A 23,620-nucleotide genomic window follows, 5' to 3' on the forward strand; every position below is an offset into this window, starting at 1 on the left:
TGCTGGTAGGTTGCTCCTCAGCAGAGCCTACTTCCTCTTAACATCCTGATACAAAGATAAATTATAAAAGTTAATTAATAATGAATTATCCAACTTTGTTTGGATTTTAAATGGAAAAAGGATATGAAACAGTATAAGAAAAGTCTATATAAGTATTTTATTCTGCTGGCGATGGGTGGTTGTACACTATTGACGGGATGTAATGATTTTCTGACCACGATCCCGGAATCATCCTATAGTGCGGCAGGTTCCTACCAGTCACAGTCGGATTTCGACTATGCAATAGCAGCGGTTTATGCAGCTCAGCAGGAGCTTTACAAAACGAATGACTGCTGGTATCGCTTAATGATCGCCCGGAGTGACGATACCCGGAATGGGGCCGGCTATACTTTTGGAGTAGACCAGTTTACCGATTCGGACGATATCAGCTACTTGTCTTCCGCCTGGCAGAAGTTGTGGACGATCATTTCCCGTAGCAATATGATCCTGGATAAGATAGATGCCGTCGATTTTCCGGATGCTAACCTGAAAAATGCCATCAAAGGGGAAGCCTATACGTTACGTGCCTGGTCCTATTATACGTTGGGATGGATGTTCGGTGGTATGCCCTTGATCGATAAGGAGATGTCGGTGTCAGAAATTAAGACGATCGCCCGCTCTACACAGGAGCAGACATTTGAGTTTGCAGCAGACGATTATAAGAATGCGATTGGCTTGTTACCGGATTCATGGAGCGGCTCTAACTTGGGCCGGATCACGAAGTATGCGGCAGAAGGTGGCTTAGCACGTTTGTATATGTTCCAGTCCAGGTTCTCGGATGCTAAACCTTATCTTGCCGATATTATCAATTCCGGTTTGTATGCAATGGAAGAAGAGTATGTGAACTGCTTTACCGATTCGCACGATAATGGAAAAGAACGGGTTTGGGAAGTACAGTTCACCGGAAACCTGACTGGGGAAGGACAGACTTTTACCACCGGCCTGTTACCGGAAGGATATAAAGAAGGGGTATTGATGCCTTTTGCCGGTTATTCAACGGCCATGTATGTCTCGAAAGATATGGTGGCAGCCTATGAGGAGGGCGATCTGCGTAAAGATGTCTCTATCGTGACGAATTTGGTGATCAACGGAGTGGTTGAATCGAAATATCACTATATCCTGAAATATATCCATTATGATGCGTATACGCCGCAGACACAATCGGACTGGGCGAACAATCTGCCGGTTATCCGCTATACGGATGTGAAAATGATGTATGCCGAATGTTTGAATGAAGAAGGATATGCTGCCAACGGAGAGGCATTCAGGATTTTGAATGAAGTACGCGGCAGGGCAGGACTTCCCGCTTTGACGTCGGCTACGGTACCTGACCAGGATGCTTTTCGGAAAGCAATCATGCAGGAACGCCGCGTAGAGTTTGCATTCGAAGGTCTACGCTGGAATGATCTGGTTCGCTGGGGAATTGCACAGGAGGTCATAAACAAACATTTCCTCGATGAAGACGAAGGTGGCGGACGTTATTCTATGGATGGTGAATACCGGGAGATCTTTGCAATACCTTTTGATGAATTGTCACGGTATAACAATAAAAATATCATGTGGCAGAATCCGGGTTATTGATTCTCTGACTGAATAAAAGGAACCGTTCTCCATATAGAGAGCGGTTGCCTTTCTTTTTTACTAATACTTAAATTGGCGACTTATGAACCGAATATATGTTTCCTTATGTTTCCTGTTGGCAGGACTGATTGGCTGGTCTTGCAGTAACGGCGGTCAATATAATGACGGTTATATCAAATATGAACCGGTAACCGTCTCTGATTTCGACAGACAGATATTATTGAAGAATATTGCTGAGATGGATAAAAGGTATGATCTGGAAGGCAGGATGATTACGAAGGTAATCAAAGACTGGAACTACCATACTGATGCTATGAACGGAACTTTTCATGAGGTACGCGCTTCCTTTTATTATGCTGTCTCTTTGCTGGACTGCGGAATGAAGGAGTACGAACAGCGTGCTTTCGATGTAATAGACAAAACGATCTCTTTGCAGGATACCGATCCGAATTCTCCGTCCTGTGGTGTATGGCCTTACTATGAAGAAGAGCCGTTGGCAACAAAGAAATCGCCGATCGATTATAACTGGGCTGATTTCAACGCTGTCTCTTTGCTGGATATTTATATGGGGCATAAAGACAAGCTACCTGCCGCCCTGTTGAAAAAGGTAGAGAATGCCTTGGTACTGGCTGCTAAATCCGTACAGAAAAGAAACTGTGGTCCCGGCTATACGAATATAGCGATCATGGGAACCTATGTGACCTATGTCACTTCTCATCTTTTTGATATGCCTGAAATGCAGGAGTATGCCAATGAACGGTTGAAGAAGTTCTATGAGTATACGCAGGAGAAAGGTGGCTTTTCCGAATATAACAGTCCGACTTATTCGATCGTGGCTATCGACGAACTGAACCGTATGCAACGCCATATCGTCGAGCCGGAAGCTAAACGGATGATTGATGAATTATATGTGAAATGCTGGGAAATGATAGCACGCCATTACCATAAAAAGTCGGCTCAGTGGGCAGGCCCGCATAGCCGTTCATACCGGACACTGGTGTCGACATCCTATTATGGCATATTGAAAGAGGCTTCCGAAGGTAAAGTAAACCTGGGATATGACCCGGAAAGAGTAGATGTGAAGACTAAACATCATATACCGGAAAACTTACTGTCTTATTTTCTGACTCCTGACTATCCGCGTACGGAGACAGATATCTTTGAAAAGGAAGAACCGCAGATTGTCGGGACGGCTTATCTGACGGATAACTATGTCCTATCTTCTGTTTCGAGATCGAGCATGTGGAACCAACGCCGTCCGTTGACTGCTTACTGGGGCGAATTGAATATGGCTCACTATTTACAGGTCCGCCTGCTTCATGATATGTATGATTTCAGTACGGCTTCTGTCTTTACCCGGCAGAAGGAGAATAAGGTGTTGGCTGTCATTAACTTTGGAACAAATGGCGGTGATAAACATATCAGTATCGACAGGATACGGGACGGGAAGTTCAAAGCGAAAGACCTTCGTCTGCGTTTTGAGTTCGGTAGTTGTAAAGATTTGGATGTCAGTCTGCCGGTCAGGGAGAATGTGGCTTTTACAGCAGAAGCATCCGGGTGTAAGACTGCTATTCGCTTGCTGGAAGCTCGTTTTGATCATCTGAAAGGATACTGGGAAAAAGGGGGTGACGGAGAGAACAGTTGGGTGGATTATGTGATCTATTCCGGTAATGAGAAAGATTTTGATCTGACTCAGGTAGCACAGGCTATTTATGCATTTGCATTGTCATTTGGAAATCAGTCGGATGAACTGTCGGTCGACGGAGCCGATGCTGTTATTTCAGATAATGTGTTGAACGCTTCCTGGGGGGATTTGTCTGTTCAGGCTCCGGTGAAACCCGGTAAGAATCCGGCTAATTTGTAAAATATGATAAACAGGAAATATATGAGACAAATTCTATGTTTGCTTCTGGTTCTGCTGATAGGAGGGAAAGACGGCGCTCATTCTCTCCCATTGGAAGTAAAGCCGCTGGCGGACCAGGTAAACGGCCAGGTCAGGGAAGCACCGGATGAGAGCCTTGACCCGGCGAGTTTTCCCGAAGGTTTTACTCCGAGAGAGATCGGGGCGAAGCTTGGCAGGCATTTTATACCGGGAGAACATTTTCTGCACGGTGGAAAGTGGATACATTATGCGGAAGTTTGTACTTGGTTGGGGGCTTTGAAATATGCGCAGATCGCCGGCGATAACGAATTGACAGGAATGCTGGAGAAACGTTTTGAGCCTTTGTTTAATGAGGAAAAAGCCTACTTGCCGATCAAGAACCATGTCGATCTGAACATGTTCGGCTGCCTGCCTCTGGAGTTTTACCAGGTAACTAAAGAGCAGAAATATTATGATCTGGGGATGCCTTATGCCGATACGCAGTGGGAGTTGCCGACAGATGCCACACCGGAAGAAAAGAGGAATGCAGAGAAAGGTTTCTCCTGGCAGACACGTCTTTGGATCGATGATATGTTCATGATCACGATCGTGCAGAGCCAGGCATACCGGGTAACCGGAGAGAAGAAATATATTGACCGTGCTGCCCGTGAAATGGTCTATTACCTGGATGAGTTACAACGATCGAATGGCTTGTTCTATCATGCTCCCGACGTCCCCTTCTTTTGGGCAAGAGGGAACGGTTGGATGGCTGCGGGCATGGCGGAGCTGTTAAAGGCATTGCCTGAGAATAATCGGGACCGGGATCGGATACTGGAAGGTTATCGTAAAATGATGGATAGTTTGAAAGCTTACCAGGGAAAGGACGGCATGTGGAATCAGTTGATAGATCAATCGGATTGCTGGCCTGAGACATCCGGTTCGGCGATGTTTGCTTATGCGATTATCACCGGTGTAAAACAGGGATGGCTGGATAAGAAAGAATATGCTCCGGTTGCACGCAGGGCCTGGTTGGCACTGGTTCCCTATATTGATGAAGAGGGAGATGTTCGTGAGGTTTGTGTAGGAACGAATAAGAAAAATGACAAACAGTATTATTATGATCGTCCGCGTATTGCGGGGGATTATCACGGGCAGGCCCCTTATCTTTGGTGTGCTACGGCACTTATGGAATAAATCGGTCTGGGTGTACCGGACAGGCTGGAAGGTACATCCGGGTTTTCTTAAAAAGAGCTATGTATATGAAATCGGGATTCAGTAGGTTCGGTTATTGGTTGTGTTTTATTGTTCTAGTTCAGTTACCGGCCGGGCTTTTTGCTGCCGGGATTGTGCGGCAGATAGAAATTGTAAATGACTGGGAAATCCATAAACAGGATGAACCGGTTGTGGTCGGTTTGAAAGATATTGACATTGATTTTGATGTCCGGTCGGTAAGGGTGTGGGATGGTGAGCGGGAAATCGCTTCCCAACTGGATGATCTGGATGGGAACGGGCTAGCGGATGAACTGGCTTTTGTAGCAGATATACCGCCTCGCTCCCGAAAGGAGTTCAGAATCGAATTCTTCTCTATTGATAAGCCAAATGATTATACGTCCCGTGTTTATGCAGAAATGTTGATCAGTGACCCTAAAGGAAAACATATACCGGTCCGGTCGCTGACGGTCCCTGCTTCCAGTTATGTCTATGATCATCTGCATCATCATGGTCCTGCTTTCGAATCGGAGTTGGTTGCTTATCGTATTTATTTCGATAAGAAACAGACGGTAGATATTTACGGAAAGTTCACAAAACGGCTGGAGATTGAGAAAAGCCGGTTTTATCCGACAGATGAGCAGCTTGCCCAAGGTTATGGGGATGATGTCCTGCTTGTCGGGAATAGTTGCGGACTAGGTACGTTGAAAGGTTGGGATGGAGTGCAGGCTACTCATATAGAGAATGCGGAAGCCTTTAGTGAAACGATATGTGCCTATGGTCCGATCCGGACGGTGGTAGATGTTCGTTCTCATCGCTGGAAATACCAGGGTTCCGATTTGCAGATGACGATCCGTTATATTTTGTATGCAGGACATCGCGATTGTGAAGTGCAGGTTTATTTTAGTGAACCGTTGAAAAAGGAGGTGTTTAGTACAGGACTTCTGAAAATGAAGGATTCCCGGTCTTATTCCGATCATAAGGGAACGTTGGCTTGTTGGGGAACAGACTGGCCTGTAGGCGATACGGTTAAATACGCTAAGGAAACGGTAGGGTTAGCCGTTTCTCTTCCTGACGATTTGATCCGGCAGGAAACTGAAGATCGATACAATGACTTGTATATTATACAGGCGGAAGGGAGGTGTTCATTTAGTTATCATATCGTTTTCACTTCTATGAAGGAGTCTTTTGGTTATAAAGATGCGGATGCCTGGTTTGAATATGTCAGGCAATGGACTGAAGGTTTAAAGAAAAAATGCCATGTGAAGATCTGGAAAAATAGCATCGACAATAAATATGAAGGGGATTAGGACTGCATACCAGTCCTGATTCCTTTCACATGTGTATATGGGTACCGTCGGAATAGTAGTGTAAAAGGAGTTGAAACAGTTATTCTGCCAATAAAAAGTAAATGATAATAAGTTTTACATAAGTTACTTAAGAAGATATTATTATCTTTGATGAATAGAATTATCGAAGGAAAAGTTTATCCGGTAAGTGGAGGATAAACGCTGTTGTAAGAAACTTATGATACTGGTCAGTCGGATTTGAATTTTAAATACTAAGTATATGAAACGATTACTATTTACATTGTTGGGTTTGTTAACCTTCGGAGGCTTGCAAGCTCAGAACATACCTGCCGACAAATTGTATGGATTGGGAAACTGGGATGCCGACTCGCTGGGTAATCACCGGGTAGTTGTCTTCGTAGAGAAACCGGCGGATGCGGTACTGGCTACTATCGAATGGCGCCGCCGTGACCAGAATCCGGAAGATAAGAATCTGATCGTAGTGGATGCGACGACCGGAAAACGGATTACCAATGTATGCCGTTTCGCTGTGAACCGGGAGAGAGGGGAAGTGGTTTTCCAGCCGCAGACTGTTCCGGGAGAGTATTACATTTATTACCTGAAAAATGTGATGAGCGGCAGCCGTTACTATCCGACTGTCAATTATCCTCCTTTCGAGAATACCGCTTCGGCCGACTGGGTAAAGAAAAATAAATTGTCGGGCAAGAAAGCTCCTTCACTTCCGGCTGCCCGGATCGTGCAGTTCCAGGCGATCGACCAGTTGAATAGCTTTTATCCGATGGAGGTGATCGCGACGGCCGACGAGACTGCCCGGCTGTTGAAAAAACATCCTTCCGAGAACTATATTTTGTTTACCGAGGACCGGAAATATCCGATTCGCATGACGACCGATATCCCTTATAAGTGGATTGCCGATGACTGGCACGATACCTTTACGGGAGAGGCCGATAAAGGCGAATATTATGTATTCCAGCTGGGCGTATGGGCGGCCCGTACGGATGTGGAGAATTTGCATGTGGACTTTTCGGCTCTGTCTAATGCTGTGACCGGCGAGCAGATACCTGCCTCTTCGTTTACCTGTTTCAATACGGAAGGGACGGATGTGACAGGAACCGTATTTAAGAAGAACTGTTCCGTCGAACAGGGTAAGATACAGGCTTTATGGATCGGTACACAACTGCCGGAGCATCTTTCTTCGGGAACTTATCAGGGGACGGTGACGGTCTCTGCTGCCAATGCGGAAAGTAAAACGGTGCAGGTCTCTTTGCATGTATCTGAAAATGTAATAGCGAATCACGGTGATAATGAACCCTGGCGCCATTCCCGTCTGCGGTGGCTCAATTCGCAGATAGGTTTTGATGACGAGGTGATCGCTCCTTATACACCGCTGGTGATGAAAGATAAGACAATCGGTTGCCTGGGGCGTGAGGTTACGCTTTCGTCTTTGGGATTGCCTGCCGGCATTACCAGTTATTTTAAGGAAACGATGACGGGAATCGGAACCGACGGACGGTCTGTCTTATCGGCTCCGATGGAACTGGCAGCGGATGGCGGTACCTGGGAGAATCTGAACTTTGAGATCACAAAGCGCAAACAGGGAGCTATCGCTTGGAAGGCTTTGAACCAGAACAGCCGTTTCCTGATGGACCTGGAAGGAGAGATGGAATCGGATGGGAATATCGAATATAAAGTGACGCTGGTTGCCCGCGAAGATGCTTCCGTGGAAGATATAGGACTGCGTACGCATCTGGCACCCGGCATAGGACGTTATATGATGGGACTGGGAGAGAAAGGCGGTTATTGCCCGAAAGACCTCCGCTGGAAATGGAACGTGGAGAAAAACCAGGATGGCCCCTGGGTGGGCGATGTCAATGCCGGCCTCCAGATTCGTTTCTATGATAATACGTACGAACGACCACTGAATACGAATTTCTATCACCAGAAGCCGCTGCATATGCCCGTTTCCTGGTGCAATAACGGGAACGGCGGTATCGATATCAACAATGCTGCCGACGGCACACGAATCAATGCCTATTCCGGGAAGCGGGAGGTGAAGAAGGGAGACAGACTGTATTATTATTTTAATATCGCCATCACCCCGTTCCGTCCGATCGATACCGATAAGCAATGGCGCGAGCGTTATTATCATAGTTATGACTTTATCGACAAGGTGGAGAAGCTGGGCGCCAACGTGCTCAATATCCATCACGCGACAGGTATTAACCCGTTTATCAACTATCCGTTCCTGCGGACGAAGGAGATGAAGGCATATATCGACGGAGCGCATGCGCGGGATATGAAGGTGAAGATTTATAATACGGTTCGTGAACTGTCTAACAGTTGTGTGGAGATGTTCGCTTTGCGGAGCCTGGGGAATGAGATTTTCTCGGAAGGTCCCGGCGGCGGTTTCTCCTGGTTGCAGGAACATTTGGATCAGAACTACATCGACGCTTGGTTTGTGCCTCACCTGAAAGATGCGGCAATCGTAAACAGCGGTGTTTCCCGTTGGCATAATTATTATCTGGAAGGTCTCGACTGGCTGGTAAAGAACGTGGGTATCGATGGCCTGTATATCGATGACCTGGCATTCGACCGCATGACGATGAAGCGCATCCGAAAGATCATGAACCGTACGAATCCGGGCGCGATGATCGACCTGCATTCGGCAAACCAGTATAATGAGCGCGACGGCTTTGCCAACAGTGCGAACCTTTATCTCGAACATTTCCCGTATCTTGACCGCCTGTGGTTCGGCGAGTATTTCAATTATGATTTTCCTCCTGAGTTCTGGTTGATCGAGGTTTCAGGTATTCCTTACGGACTGATGGGGGAAATGCTGGAAGGTGGCGGCAACCCGTGGCGGGGAATGTTGTATGGCATGACCGGCCGCAGCCCTCGTGTAGATAATGGTCCGTTGTGGAAGTTATGGGATTCGTTCGGTATGCAGCACAGCGAAATGATCGGCTACTGGGTGAAAGATAATCCGGTAAAGACAAACAGCGAAAAGACATTGGCGACTATCTACCGCCATACAGGAGAAAAAACATTGATCTCGCTGGCAACCTGGGAAGATACGGATGCTAAAGTGACTCTTTCCGTGGATTGGGCAGCGCTTGGCCTGGATCCGTCGAAAGTAACGTTGTATGCACCGGAAATAGAGAATTTCCAACAGGAGGGTAACTGGAAGCCCGGCGATGAGATCGTTGTTCCAAAAGGTAAGGGTTTGTTAATTATTGCAAAATAATATCTTCCGATATAGTATAATTTACTGGAAATGTACTCCTTAATCGTATATAAGGAGGATTAAACTCCTTATATACATTATTGTCCATATAAATGAATTACCATGAAAAAGATTCTCATTCTTCTTTGTGCAACTTCTTTGTTGCAACCTTTGTTTGCACAGCAAGCGACTGTAACCGAGACAGTAGAGACGGTTAAAACCTATCCGTTCTCTGATCCTGATCCGGTGGCTGATCCTTCCGATCTGTTCTATCCTTATTTCCGTTTTGACGGTTTTTCTGCTAAAGGAACCAACCAGCAATGGAAAGTAGTCTCTCTTGAAAATGATTATATCAAACTGACTCTTTTTCCCGAGATAGGTGGAAAAATATGGGGAGCCGTGGATAAAACGACCGGTAAGGAGTTTATCTACAATAACCATGTCGTGAAGTTTCGTGATATAGCCATGCGCGGTCCCTGGACATCGGGTGGTATCGAGTTCAACTTCGGTATTATTGGTCATGCACCGACTTCCAGTACGCCGGTCGACTATGTGACCCGGCAGAAACCGGACGGAAGTGTGAGTTGTTATGTCTCTTCTTATGAACTGGTTACCCGGACACTGTGGACCGTGGAGGTGAATCTGCCGAAAGATAAGGCTTACTTTACGACAACAACGACCTGGTATAACAGTTCATCCATTGATCAACCTTACTATCAGTGGATGAATGCCGGCTATCCGGCAGTCGGAAATGCCGAGTTCTGTTATCCTGGGACCAATTATATCGGACACGGAGGCGAGCTCCATTCTTTTCCTTTGGATGAACAGGGGCGCGACATCTCCTGGTATGAAAAGAATGATTTCGGTAATTCCAAATCTTATCATATCGTAGGGAAATATAACGATTTCTACGGCGCTTACTGGCATGACAACGATTTTGGTTCCATCCATCATGCCGATTATGACGAGAAACTGGGTATGAAGATTTTCCTTTGGGGGCTTTCCCGAGAGGGAGGTATTTGGGAAGACTTACTGACGGATACCGACGGCCAGTATATCGAACTGCAATCGGGTCGCATGTATAATCAGCCGGCTTCCAACAGTGCGTTTACCCCTTATAAACATACGGCATTCGGTCCGCAGGCGACCGATCAATGGACGGAATACTGGTTTCCGGTAAAAGAAATAAAAGGAGTCTCAAAGGCGAGTCGTATCGGAGCGCTTAACGTGTTGAGGGAAGATGGTTTTCTGAAGTTGTATTTCTCTCCTTTGCAGAAATTATCTACAACCATAAAGCTCTATGAAGGAGAAAAGGAAGTGAACTCTATCCCATTGAACTGCGGTGTATTGGAAACGTGGAAAGATTCTATCCCATTGAATAAGGCTGTTACCGCTGGTAAACTGAAAGTCGTGGTAGGCGAAGACTTATTGGTGTATTCGGAGGTACTTTCGGATAACATCACCAGTCGCCCGAAACAATTGCCTGCCGATTTCGACTGGAACTCGGTATATGGTCTTTATACGCAGGGAGAGCAATGGATGAATCAGAAAGTGCTCGACAAGGCAGAGAAGTTCTTGCTGGCTTCCCTCGAAAAAGATTCTTATTTCGTACCTGCACTGACTGATCTTGCTTCCCTCTATTACCGCCAAGGACGTTATGCCGATGCGCTTGCCCGTTGCAAGACGGCATTAAGCATTAACACGTACGATGGGGATGTCAACTATCTGTATGGGTTGTGTAACCAGGCTTTGGGTAATCGTACGGATGCCAAAGACGGTTTTTCGATAGCTTCCTATTCTCCGGGAGTACGTAGTGCCGCTTACGAGAAACTGGCTGAGATGTTCCTGCTTGACAAGAACTGGGCAAAAGCTGAACATTATGCCTTGCGAAGTAAAGAGTTCAACCAAATGAATTTGAGCGCCGATCATGTTTTAATGGTGGTTTATCGTAAGACGAACCAACTGGAGAAAGCCAAAGCGCTTATCGAACCGCTGCTGGAGGAGCTTCCGTTGTATCATGCAGCACGTTTTGAACAACTCTATCAGGGCGACGGCTCCGGGCATCCGATAGATGATTTTCAGTCATTGATACGCAACGAACTTCCTTTTGAAACTTATATGGAGCTGGCTGAATGGTACGAATCGGTCGGTTGTACGGAAGAGGCTTTGTCTCTCTTGTCCTGTGCCGGCAACTATCCGGTTGCCCTCTACAAACAGGCTTACCTGTTGCACCGGACAGGCAATGACGATGAAAGCCTCCGCCTGCTGGAACGTGCTAATGAAGTTTCTCCGGAGATGGTCTTCCCTTTCCGGCCCAGCTCTTTGAAAGCGTTGGAATGGGCCGCAACCGTGCGTCCCGACTGGAAGATTAGTTATTATAAAGGCTTGATCTACTGGGCAAATCAAAACAGGGAGAAAGCATTGTCTTTGTTCAATGATTGCGGGGAGACTGGTTATGCCCCCTTCTATTTGAGCCGTGCTTCTTTGAAGAGTGGTGAAGAACGGTTGGCAGACTTGCTGAAAGCGGAGCAGGTCGGAATGTCATGGCGTACAGGGTTTGCATTGATAAATCAGTATACTGCGAACAACCAATGGCAGCAGGCTGTTGAGACCGGAAAGAAGTACATAAAGAAATATCCGTCTAATTATTATATCGGCCTGAAATATGCAAAGGCTTTATGTGAAACAGGTCAGTACCAGCCTTGCATTTCCTTACTGAACAAGATGCAGGTGCTTCCGAATGAAGGCTCGTATGCCGGACGTGCCGTTTATCGTGCCGCTAACCTGTACCAGGCAATGGAACAGTTGAGCCGGAAGAACTACAGGCAGGTCATGCGAAATGTGGAAGCCTCAAAGGAATGGCCCGAAAACCTGGGAGTAGGCAAACCTTATGACGATATGATCGATAGTCGTCTGGAAGATTATCTGGAAGCAAAAGCCTTGATGGGGCAGGGGGATAACCAAAAAGCAGCGACACTCTTGTCGTCTGTGGCCGGTTATAAAACGTCACGAGCCTGGTTTGGTTCCGGCAATCTCCTGACTGCACTGGCCTTGCGTGAGCTGGGAAAAGAAGCGGAAGCGGACCGTATGGTTGCCTCTTGGGAAACGGATTTCCCTGAAAACCGGATTACCCAGTGGTGTGCAGCCGTTTACCGCGGCGAGACGGAAAAAGCCTCCGGAATGCTCAAGTCTCGCAATGAACAGGCGGATACGACCCCGTGGGAAACTTCTTTCCGCGATTCCAATTTCGATCTGATCGTCCGCCTGTTTTCTACAGCAGACTAATGAATATAAAAGCCATTCACCTTCTTTGCAACTACAGCTATGCCGGAATGTGAGGTGTTGGGATATTATACATACGACGTGACCGACCTGTTGACCGATGGGGATAATTGCATTGTGCCCGTTTGAATCCGGGTTGGTACATAGTCTGTGTAAGCATACCAATGTCTATGGTATGGGTATCAATATAGTAGGTATCCCATCTAACGATACCGGCAGGCTATCTTTATTTTTGTGTAAATATATGTTATTTATTGTCCTTTATAAAAGTCTTTTATTGTCTATAAAACTTAAGTGTATAGGGCGTTTTGTACAAAAAGAACCATTCTGTCATTTTTATAACATTTAAAGTCATTTTTCTAAACAATATTTATTTCCGAGTGAATACTTTTGTTGTTGTAAATATACTGGCCATATAATACAAAGAATCTATGATGTTTAACTTTAAATGTAATATGCCTATGCCCTAATTGTATTTGAAAACACTAGTATCAAATTTATACAAAGTACAATTTTGATAATCTTAAACATATCAGGTAAGACTGATAAAATACTCTATTCTTAATAACATAATAAATGTGAAATAAATATGAAAAAATGTTTAACGGGGGGGGGGTAAATATACTCCTATATTAAAGTCCACACTTCCATTATTACTTTTAAGCATGCTCTCAGGAGCAAATGTATATGCGGCTAATGACTCCAATTTGAAGGATGTGTCTATAACAATTAGCCAGCAACAAAAGAAAATTACGGGTGTTGTAACAGACAAAGAGGGAGTACCGGTTATCGGTGCCAATGTCTTGGAGAAGGGGACAACAAACGGAACTGTTACAGATGCAGACGGACGATTTTCTTTGGATGTTTCCCGTAATGCAACATTACAAATTTCTTATCTTGGTTATAATACACAAAACATTGTGGTTGGTAATCAAACAACTTTTGCAGTAAAGCTCTCGGAAGATTCAGAAGCTCTGGATGAGGTTGTAGTTGTGGCCTATGGTACTCAGAAAGCCCGTGCGGTAACAGGTGCCATGAGCAAGTTGAATAATGAAGAACTGGAGGACATCCCAGTTCCGAATATCAGTCAGAAAATGCAGGGTAAATTCTCAGGAGTACAGATTACACAGGCAAATGGTGAGCCTAACGGTGGTATGGCTATCCGTATCCGTGGCGCTGCTTCAGTGAATGGCGGTAACAGCCCTCTTGTAGTAATAGATGGATTCCCGATCACTCCGAATGAAGGTACAGGACTGGAGTCGATAAGTCCTGAAGAAATTGAAAATATTACAATCCTTAAAGATGCTGCTTCTACCTCTTTGTATGGTTCCAGGGCTGCCAACGGTGTTATCTTGGTAACGACTAAAAGAGCGAAAGAAGGAAAAACTGATGTCGAGTTCAGTGCTTATTTCGGTGCAACACAAGTATCAAAAAGAGGACGTCCCGATGTAATGAATGCACAGGAATTTGCCCAGTTCAAAAAAGAGTATTATGAAGACCAGGCTAAATATGAAGGCTATACAGGAGGAGTTCCCGAATGTTATCAGAATCCTTCTTCATTGCAGAATGGTACGGACTGGTACGATGTACTTTTGCAGACTGCATTGACGCAGAATTATAACCTGAGTTTGCAGTCAGGAACTACAAAAGTGAAATCGGCTGTGAACCTGAACTACAACAAGCAGGATGGTGTTATTATCAATACCTATTCGGAACGCTTCTCGGCACGTGCCAATAATGTATATGAAGCTTCGGATCGTGTAACGTTTGGCTTGAATTTATCTGGTTCTTATATGAATGGACAGATTATCCCCGGATTGGGTGGCGGACGTTATATAATTGGTTCTGCCTTCTTGATGGATCCACAGTTGAAATACAAGAATGATGACGGAACATATCCGATATCTTATTCACAACCTGGTATGTTTGCAAATGCAAATTACTATTTAGTGTTGAAAGAACGTGAAGATCCTAAAAAAAGAATGAGAGGTACGGTTAACACGTATGCAGACGTTAAGATTATAGATGGATTAAAATATCGTATCAGCGCTAATGCAGATTTGGGATCGGATCAATCTGAATCGTGGGTACCTTCCATTGCAAATGGCGGTATGTTCTCTGCTCCGCCTAATCCTGCGGTTGGTTCTTATGGTACTAGTAAATACGTGAACTGGTTGATAGAGAATATGTTAACTTATAATAAGACGTTTGCGGATAAGCATAATGTAGATCTTTTGCTCGGATATTCAACTCAGAAGACGACATCAGAGAATGCCTCTATTAGTGCCTCCGATTATCCGGATGATGAAGTGGGTTGGTTTAATGCAGCAACAACAAAAGTCGGTTCTGGCGACAGAAGTGAGTGGGCTATGATCTCTTATCTGGCACGTGCCAATTATGATTATATGGGTAAATACTTGTTGTCTGTATCTTTCCGTCGGGATGGTTGTTCTCGTTTTGGTTTGAATGCAAAGTGGGCTAACTTCCCATCTGTTTCTGCCGGTTGGATTGCTTCGGATGAAAGCTTCATGGAGAGATTTGATAGGTTGAGCTATTTGAAATTACGTGGAAGTTATGGTGTCGTAGGCAATTATAATATCGGTAACTATAATCATTTGGCTACAATTGGTACTTACAATTATGTTTTCAATAACGGAATTGCTGCCGGACGTGGAACAAGTGGTATCGGTAATGCAGATCTTACCTGGGAAACAACAAAACAGGTCGACTTAGGTGTGGATTTAGGATTATTCAATGATCGTGTATTCTTGGTTTATGATTACTATTGGAAGAAAACGGATGGTTTGTTGTATCAGATTGATATTCCTTATTCTTCCGGATTCGGAAACATTCAGTCTAATATTGGTGAATTTAGATTTTGGGGACATGAAATTGGCTTGGAAACGAAGAATATGACAGGTAAGTTTAAATGGAATACCAGTTTGAATTTGACATTTAACCGTAATAAAGCGATGAAGCTGGGTACGAACAATACACCGATTGGCGGTAATAACAATCAGGAAGATTACAACCGTACGGAAGTCGGTAAGCCGTTAGGTCTATTCTACGGTTACGTATATGATGGTGTTTTCATGACTCAGGAAGAATATGAAGCCGGACCTAAACATGCCTCTTCTATGGTCGGTACTGTTCGTATGAAGGACTTGAATGGCGATAATGTTATCGATAATAATGACCGTACTTTTATCGGTGATCCGAATCCGGATTGTATTTTTGGTATGACTAATACTTTCTCATGGAAAGATTTTGACGCAAGTATTGTATTTACCGGTTCATTAGGTGGAGACATTATAGACGGAACTTATGAATGGACGGAAAATATAGACGGAGTATTCAATGTTCGTAAGGAAGTCGCAGAACGTTGGCGATCAGAAGATAATCCAGGTAATGGTTATATTCCAAGGACAAGAACGGGTACGACGGAGTTATTCCGATATACCAATTCTCGTTGGGTATTCAAGAATAATTACATAACGTTAAAGAATATCACGTTGGGATATACGATTCCGATGAAATCAAATCCTTATATCAAGGGAATACGTGTTTATGGAAGTGCTCAAAACCTGTTTACCGTAGGTTCTTATCCGGGTATGAATCCGGAGGTAAACAAGAACACCAGCGGATTATATCAGGGAGTGGATCATACAACATATCCTGTTGCCAGAATTTATACAATTGGTTTGAATGTTAAATTTTAAAGAGCATGAGAATATGAAAAAGTTGAATATATATATTTTTGCGGCAAGTGTGTTGTCTCTTTCTTCTTGCAGTGACTCTTTCTTGAATCTGACTCCTGAGACAACTATTACGACGGAAACATTTTATAAAACTGCAGATCATTTTGAACAAGCTACAGTTGCTTCGTATACTGGTTTGAGAAATATTGCCTTGAGTGGCATATTTATGGATGAGATGCGTTCAGACAATACATTTTATACCTACTATAGTGGCGATAGAGGTCCTTATAACTCGACAGAAAAACTGGCTTTGTTTTTAGATGACGAAACTGTTGGTTGGAGTCCGGACCGTTATAACGGTGTTTATTCTAGTATTGCCAGAGTAAATACGATTTTAGGTAGACTGGATGCTTCCGAATTGACGGAAGAAGAAAAGAAAGCGGTAAGGGCAGAAGCTCTGTTCCTGAGAGCGTTCTATTATTTTGATTTGGTACAACATTGGGGCGGTGTTCCTCTTATGTTGCAGGAAGTGACTACCGAAGCGGAAGCTTTTGCCGCTAAATCTCCGGTAGAAGATGTTTATAAACAAATTCTTACTGATGTTTCGGAAGCAATCTCTTTGGGATTGCCGGTTGCAAGCACTTTCCCGCAGAGTGGCCGGGCAACGATGGGAGCTGCTAAAATGTTGCGTGCTTATTGTTATATGTCACAGCCTACTCGTGATTACAAAGCGGCTGAACAGGATTTGAAAGATATCACTCAGATGAACTACGGTCTTTTGGATAGCTATGAAGCTGTATTTAATCCAGCCAATAAAAACTCGAAAGAGTCTATTTTTGAAGTGCAGTATCTCGAAGATGGTTCCAATGCAGGTGTACATAATGATATTCCTTGGCGTTTGATTCCGAAATGTAGTAATAATGACTTCTTGATGGGTATCACTTTTTCGAACTATGCAGGTACAAGCGGTGGCTGGTGCGTTCCTACGGAAGAGATGATCCAGTCTTACGAACCGGGTGACAAGCGTTTGGATGCTTCCATTGCTGTAGCAGAAGGTAAAACAGATGACGCTGAACAGTTTACTTGCGAAGCGGTCAAGACGGTATCGGATTTTACTCCGACAACTGGAAAAAATTTCTACTATTTCATCCGGAAGTATTATCATCCTCCTTATCAGTATGCTGGACGTGCTGGAGATAACTTCCCGGTTTACCGTTATGCGGGGGCATTGTTGTTGCTGGCAGAGAACTTGGTAGCACAAAATCGGAATGTAGAGGCTTTGCCTTATATTAACGAGGTAAGAACCCGTGCCGGATTGGAATCGCTGACCAGTGTTACAGCAGAGGATGTGGCTGATGAAATGCGTCATGAACTGGCCTTTGAAAACCATCGTTGGACAGATTTGATTCGTACGGGTAAAGCTATAGAAACAATGACTGAATTTGGAAAGACGATGAAGGCGAAGTATCAGTGGATTCTTCCTTCCGCATTTGAGGTAACGGGAAACCGTTTGGTATTCGCTTTCCCGTTAAGAGAAAGACAGATCAATTATTTGCTGGAACAGAATCCGGGATATTGATAAATAGGTAGTAGTGAGGAGATTGTTCTTTGTAACAATCTCCTTGTTTTGTTAATATTTTTATTAGAAAAATACCATGAAACATACTGGATTAAGGTTTATCTTCTTTTTACTGGTCATATTTCTTTGCTGCAATTCGGTTGCAGGTCAAAGAGTAGGTGACCTTAGTGACCTGTTTGTCTCACCACCGGATCATGCAAAGCCAAGGGTCTATTGGTGGTGGCTCTATAATCGTGTAAATGAAGGCTCTATTACTCGTGACCTGGAAGAGTTTAAGGCAAAAGGAATCAGTGGTGTCAATCTGATATGTACGGGTGGATATGCTGGGGAAGGGGCTTTATTTGGTGTTGAATGGCTGAGTCCTGAGTGGCGTGCTCTTTACCGGCATGCTGTCCGGGAAGCTAAACGTTTGAATATTGAAATAGGATTTAACCTGGCGGGAGGCTGGACCATGATGGGACCTTGGGTTACTCCCGACAAGGCTATGAAAAAAGTAGTTCAAAGTGAGCTGATTGTTATTGGTTCTTCGACCTTTACCGGGAAATTGGTTCAGCCTGAAACTGTTGACGATTATTATCATGATGTATGGGTTCAGGCATTTAAAGTAGATCGTGCAACAAAGGTGGTAGATATCAGGACTGCAATAGATCTTACAGATCGTATGAAGTCTGGTGGTGAATTGAGTTGGGAGGTACCGGAAGGTGACTGGCTGGTTCTCCGGACCGGATATACATTGACGGGACATCCTTGGAGCAGATGGTATGCGTATCCTAAAGGGGATACATTTGAAGGAGGAGACGGATATGAAATAGATTATCTGAGTACGGAGGCCTTAGATGAACATTTTGACCATTTAGGGGAATTAATTATCGAAGAAACCCGGCAGGCTGGCGGTAAGTTGGCTTACCTGTGGTCGGATAGCTGGGAATGTGGAAAACTAACATGGACGCAGGATTTTCCGGGTCAGTTTAAACGTTTCCGTGGATATGACTTAAAGCCGTATATGGCTGTATTAGCCGGATATACAATTCATGATTCTATCTTTTCAGCTCGTTTCCGGGAAGATTTTGACAGGACAATACAGGATTGTGTGGCAGAGAATTTTTATGGGCATTTTTATGATCTGTGTCATAAGAATGGAATGGATGTAGGAAATGAAGCCGGAGGTCCTAATGATACACCTCCCCAGGATGCACTGAAAAACCTGGGACGTTGTGATATTCCGGCAGGGGAGTTCTGGGTACATTATAAATTGCCGGAAGATGGAATGAATTCCCGTAAAAGTGCAAGACTTAATTTGAAACAAACAGCTTCGGCTGCACATATATATGGCCGGGGGGAAGCCCAGGCAGAAGCATTTACACAAATGGAACAGGACCGTACGCACTGGTCGCTGGGACCATATGACTTGAAGCCTTATGCAAATGATGCCTTCTGCGAAGGAATTAACCGGTTTATGTTACATCAGGCTACGAGCCAGCCGCCGGAAGATGGAAAACCGGGATTTGAATTTTGTGCCGGGCAGCATTTTACACCTAATCTAACCTGGTGGGAACAGTCTTCTTCCTTTTTCTCTTATTTATCTCGTTGCCAGTATTTATTACAGGAGGGTAAGTTTGTTGGCGATGTCTGTTTCTTTCTGGGAGAGCGGCCGCCGCTATTGGTCCCGCCTAAATATGTTGTACCGACTCTTGGTCCGGGATATGATTGTGATTATGCGAATGCAGAAGTTTTACTTACGCGGATGTCTGTCAAAGATGGAAGGATCGTTTTGCCTGATGGTATGAGTTATCATCTTTTATATCTTCAGAATTGCGTATCACCTCTGGAGGATATATGCAAGGCTGTAGGGCATTACCAGCAACTGGAAGTTTCGTCGGATCCATCGGATGCAATGTCTCCGGAGGTAATCAAAAAACTTCGACAACTGATAAAGGACGGAGCAACGGTAATCGGAGCACCTCCTAAAAGGTCGGCGGAACTTAAAGGATATCCGGATTGTGACGGGGAAGTACAGACGATTGCTGCAGAAATTTGGGGTGACTTGGATGGGAAAAACCGTACGGAGCGAAAATTTGGAAAAGGACGTATCATTTGGGGGAAAACAGCTCGGGAAGTCTTACTTGAAGACGGCATTTTACCTGATTTTTCTTATGTGGGACAGGATAATGAACCGGAAAAATTTGATTATATTCACCGCACAGATAAGGAATCGGAAATTTATTTTGTGATTAATCGTACGGGGCGTACGGAGATCGGGGACTTTTCTTTCAGGGTTACCGGAAAACAGCCTGAGATATGGGATCCGGTTACAGGAGAAATGAAAGAGGCCGGTTCTTTCATGCAAAAGGACGGAGTTACCAGTTTATCATTGGAACTGGCTCCATATGGATCATATTTCATTGTATTCCGCAAATCGATATCTGTGACCTGTTCAGGTAAAGATGGATTTAACTTCTTAAAATATCAAAAGATCGGAGATTTAAGTGAGTCGTGGCAGGTTATATTTGATCAGGCTTGGGGCGGACCGGGTAAAATTCATTTTGACAAACTTTCCAACTGGATAAACAGACAGGAGGAAGGAATTAAGTATTATTCGGGTAAAGCAACTTATCGGAAAGTATTTGATCTTGATAAGAAGAAAGCTGGATTGACTCATGCGGGTGAAAGACTTATTCTTGATTTGGGGGATGTTAAACATGTTGCAGTCGTTCGTCTGAATGGGGAGGAATTGGGTACCTTGTGGTGTTCCCCCTGGCGGATTGATATTACTGACTGGGTACAGGAAACAGGAAATATACTTGAGATAGATATAGTCAATTTATGGGCAAACCGGGTGATCGGAGACTGGAAACTACCGGTAGAGAAGCGTTTTACGAAAACACATGATGTTTTCCGTTTTGATATGCTTAGGGAAAGTACTCCATTGACCGATGCCGGGTTATTAGGACCGGTTAGTCTATTGAAGGGATTTTGATATGGATAACTTTTGGATTAGGTATGCTTGGTGTGTATCTGTATTCTTTGTTAACTAAATTCATTTTAAAGATGAGAAAAGATAATGTTTATTGGATGATGATTATGGCTCTCTTATGTTTCGTAAACATCCGGGTGTTAAGGTCTCAGGAAGGAACCTCTGGTTGTATGCCTGTAAATTTAAAGTGTGAGCATCTGATAGCTCCATTGGGTATTGATCGTCAGCTCCCTCGTTTTTCATGGTTTTTGAACGATGATAGGGAAGGAGCGAAGCAGACGGCTTATAAGATTACTGTAGGAAAGGATTCTGTCGCACTGGCTAAAGGGCGGAAGATAGTATGGCAGGAGGAAAAAAAGAACGGAGAGACAATGACTTGCTATAAGGGAAAAGCCCTGGAACCTTTTACTAAATATTATTGGGGTATTACTGTCTGGGACAAAAACAAGCAGAAATCCCGGAAAGTAATATCTTCTTTTGAGACCGGAATGCTGGAGCCTTCTAACTGGAAAGGTTCATTTATTTCAGACGGGCAGGATATGGAATCCCGTGAGACCCCTTATTTTCGTAAAATAATAAGGTTGGATAAGGATATTGAATCTGCAAAGGCTTATATTGTTGCTGCCGGATTATATGAATTGTCTGTCAACGGAAGTAAGGTCGGTGACCATTTCTTAGACCCGGCTTTTACCGATTATGACAAACGGTTATTGTATGTTACATATGATGTCACCGATCTTTTAAGTAAAGGAGATAATGCAGTGGGGATAATTCTCGGGAATGGATGGTACAACCATCAGCCGGTAGCTGAATGGTCGTTCCATAAAGCTCCGTGGCGTAGCAGACCTTCTTTTTGCCTGAACCTACATATAACGTATGCCGATGGGACAAAAGAGGTGCTGGTTTCTGATAAGGATTTTAAAGTTAAAGCCGGGCCGATTACATTCAATGCAATTTATCTGGCGGAGAATTATGATTTCAGGAAAGAACTGTCAGGTTGGAATACGGTCTCTTATGATGATTCTTCCTGGAAAAACGCAACGGAAGTTGTTTGGCCGAGTGCAAATATAACATCGCAGACCATGCATCCGATTCGTGCTACGGAATATTGTAAGCCTGTCGATCTGAAAAAGTTGAATGATACGCTTTACTTGTACGACTTTGGGCAAAACTGGTCAGGTGTGACGACGTTTAAGGCGAAGGGTGCGCCTGGAACAAAAGTGAAAATACGTCATGGCGAACAACTGGATTCCCGCAGGAAACGATTGTTTGATGATAATAATACCCAGTTTTATCAAAATGTAAACGAGCCTTTGAAATATGGTGTTCATCCTGAAGATGAATTGTTTCAGACGGATGTATTGATATTGGACGGCAAGGAAAACGAATTTACACCCCGTTTTAACTATAAAGGATTCCAATATGTGGAAGTCTCCTCGGATAAGCCTCTGCATCTGACGACAGAAAATATAACATCTCATTTTATCCATACGGATTCACCGGCAAACGGATCTTTTGAATGTTCGGATACGTTGATCAACAGATTATTGAGGGCTACGAATTATTCTTATTTATCGAATCTGGTCGGATATCCGACCGATTGTCCTCATCGTGAGAAAAATGGCTGGACAGGTGATGCCCATCTGGCTATTGAAACGGGCTTGTATAGTTTTGATGCAATTACCCTGTATGAAAAATGGATGGCAGACCATCGGGATAATATGTATGATGGAGGTAGGCTGCGTTGTATCATTCCTTCCGGAGGTTGGGGAGGCGATATCGCTGACTGGACTTGCTCGATGACCCTTATTCCCTGGACCCTGTATGAATTTTACGGTGATCCGACTTGCCTGAAAGATAATTATGAAGCAATGAAGATGCATACGGATTATTGGCTGAATAAGTATCCGGAAGGGTTGATCGGAGATTACTGTCTGGGTGACTGGGTTCCTCATAAGTCGGTTGCAGATAAGGAACTGACAGCTTCTATTTATCATTACAAAAATGCAGACATCGTTTCCCGTACGGCCAAATTGTTTGGTTTCGAAAAGGATTATGAACATTATAAAGCGGCGGCCGAAAAAATAAAGAATGCGATTAATGAAAAGTTCCTGAACAGGGAAACCGGTATGTATGCAAATGGTTATCAGACAGAGTTGAGTATGCCTTTGTATTGGGGAATAGTGCCGGAAGAATGCACGCAGAAAGTGGCAGAACAATTAGCTAAACGTGTAAGTGCCGACAAGGATCATCTGGATGTCGGCATTATGGGATGTAAAACGATCCTCAACGCATTGACGGAAACGGGAAATGTAGAGCAGGCATTCCGTATGGTAACCCAACAGGATTATCCTTCATGGGGAAACTGGTTGCGCCAGGGAGCAACGACTCTTTACGAAAACTGGGATTACAACGGACTTGCTTGGGGATATTCCCAGAATCACATAATGTATGGTGAGATCGGTGCATGGTTTTATAAAGCCTTAGGTGGAATTAATGTCGATCCGCAGAACCCTGGATTCAAGAATGTGATACTGAAACCCCGTTTCGTGAAAGAACTGACCTATGTAAAAGCCTCTTATAATTCTCCTTACGGATTGATAAAGTCTGCATGGGAGAGAGTTGGCAACAACGTAATTTATAAAGTGACGGTTCCTCCCGGTTCAACCGCTACATTGTATCTAGAAGGAACGGATACGCCCAAAGAGTTGGTGTCAGGTTCTTATAGGTTTGAAATAAATAAATAGTTCCTATGTTTAAAATCGGAAAAGACGGATAGCACGAGATAGCACTACAAAAGCTATACCATTTTAGTTAACTTTGTATTGTATCAAATTCATTATTAACTAATAACGATATAGCTT

10 protein-coding genes are annotated in these 23,620 nt (G+C 44.1%); all 10 read left to right on the plus strand.

From position 1 onward, the window contains the following. The first annotated feature begins 123 nt into the window (after positions 1-123). The 10 genes from NBH15_RS26675 to NBH15_RS26720 all read left to right on the plus strand — a co-directional run bounded on the left by NBH15_RS26675 (position 124) and on the right by NBH15_RS26720 (position 23,503). Complete coding sequence (locus NBH15_RS26675; protein WP_010801104.1) at positions 124-1,620, plus strand: RagB/SusD family nutrient uptake outer membrane protein; 1,497 nt, start codon at positions 124-126, stop codon at positions 1,618-1,620. An 82-nt stretch (positions 1,621-1,702) separates the two neighbouring features. Beyond that, positions 1,703-3,484 carry a DUF8769 domain-containing protein gene (locus NBH15_RS26680; protein ID WP_046145914.1) on the plus strand — a complete coding sequence of 594 codons (1,782 nt, stop codon included), beginning with the start codon at positions 1,703-1,705 and terminating at the stop codon, positions 3,482-3,484. Between the two features lie 21 nt (positions 3,485-3,505). Beyond that, entirely contained in the window at positions 3,506-4,675 is a 1,170-nt protein-coding gene (locus NBH15_RS26685) for a glycoside hydrolase family 88/105 protein (protein WP_195437012.1), read from the plus strand. Between the two features lie 65 nt (positions 4,676-4,740). After that, entirely contained in the window at positions 4,741-6,000 is a 1,260-nt protein-coding gene (locus tag NBH15_RS26690) for a DUF4861 domain-containing protein (protein WP_250824021.1), read from the plus strand. A gap of 259 nt (positions 6,001-6,259) precedes the next feature. Continuing rightward, positions 6,260-9,244, plus strand: coding sequence for a glycoside hydrolase domain-containing protein (locus NBH15_RS26695; protein ID WP_250824022.1), 2,985 nt, complete (start codon positions 6,260-6,262; stop codon positions 9,242-9,244). A 102-nt stretch (positions 9,245-9,346) separates the two neighbouring features. Continuing rightward, positions 9,347-12,508 carry a DUF5107 domain-containing protein gene (locus NBH15_RS26700; RefSeq protein ID WP_250824023.1) on the plus strand — a complete coding sequence of 1,054 codons (3,162 nt, stop codon included), beginning with the start codon at positions 9,347-9,349 and terminating at the stop codon, positions 12,506-12,508. A 662-nt stretch (positions 12,509-13,170) separates the two neighbouring features. Further along, positions 13,171-16,224 carry a SusC/RagA family TonB-linked outer membrane protein gene (locus NBH15_RS26705; RefSeq protein ID WP_250824024.1) on the plus strand — a complete coding sequence of 1,018 codons (3,054 nt, stop codon included), beginning with the start codon at positions 13,171-13,173 and terminating at the stop codon, positions 16,222-16,224. A gap of 13 nt (positions 16,225-16,237) precedes the next feature. Then, positions 16,238-17,782, plus strand: coding sequence for a RagB/SusD family nutrient uptake outer membrane protein (locus NBH15_RS26710; RefSeq protein WP_186957832.1), 1,545 nt, complete (start codon positions 16,238-16,240; stop codon positions 17,780-17,782). A gap of 76 nt (positions 17,783-17,858) precedes the next feature. Then, a complete protein-coding gene (locus tag NBH15_RS26715) occupies positions 17,859-20,759 on the plus strand; it encodes a glycosyl hydrolase (protein ID WP_250824025.1) in 2,901 nt (966 codons plus the stop codon). 71 nt (positions 20,760-20,830) lie between these two features. Further along, entirely contained in the window at positions 20,831-23,503 is a 2,673-nt protein-coding gene (locus NBH15_RS26720; protein ID WP_244050523.1) for a glycoside hydrolase family 78 protein, read from the plus strand. Positions 23,504-23,620 lie beyond the last annotated feature (117 nt).

The organism is Parabacteroides caeci (assembly GCF_023656795.1).
GTDB lineage: Bacteria > Bacteroidota > Bacteroidia > Bacteroidales > Tannerellaceae > Parabacteroides > Parabacteroides segnis.

Coding starts and splice junctions, on each gene's coding strand:
- NBH15_RS26675 (WP_010801104.1), top strand. CDS start 124: ATGAAACAGTATAAGAAAAGTCTATATAAGTATTTTATTCTGCTGGCG.
- NBH15_RS26680 (WP_046145914.1), top strand. CDS start 1,703: ATGAACCGAATATATGTTTCCTTATGTTTCCTGTTGGCAGGACTGATT.
- NBH15_RS26685 (WP_195437012.1), top strand. CDS start 3,506: ATGAGACAAATTCTATGTTTGCTTCTGGTTCTGCTGATAGGAGGGAAA.
- NBH15_RS26690 (WP_250824021.1), top strand. CDS start 4,741: ATGAAATCGGGATTCAGTAGGTTCGGTTATTGGTTGTGTTTTATTGTT.
- NBH15_RS26695 (WP_250824022.1), top strand. CDS start 6,260: ATGAAACGATTACTATTTACATTGTTGGGTTTGTTAACCTTCGGAGGC.
- NBH15_RS26700 (WP_250824023.1), top strand. CDS start 9,347: ATGAAAAAGATTCTCATTCTTCTTTGTGCAACTTCTTTGTTGCAACCT.
- NBH15_RS26705 (WP_250824024.1), top strand. CDS start 13,171: ATGCTCTCAGGAGCAAATGTATATGCGGCTAATGACTCCAATTTGAAG.
- NBH15_RS26710 (WP_186957832.1), top strand. CDS start 16,238: ATGAAAAAGTTGAATATATATATTTTTGCGGCAAGTGTGTTGTCTCTT.
- NBH15_RS26715 (WP_250824025.1), top strand. CDS start 17,859: ATGAAACATACTGGATTAAGGTTTATCTTCTTTTTACTGGTCATATTT.
- NBH15_RS26720 (WP_244050523.1), top strand. CDS start 20,831: ATGAGAAAAGATAATGTTTATTGGATGATGATTATGGCTCTCTTATGT.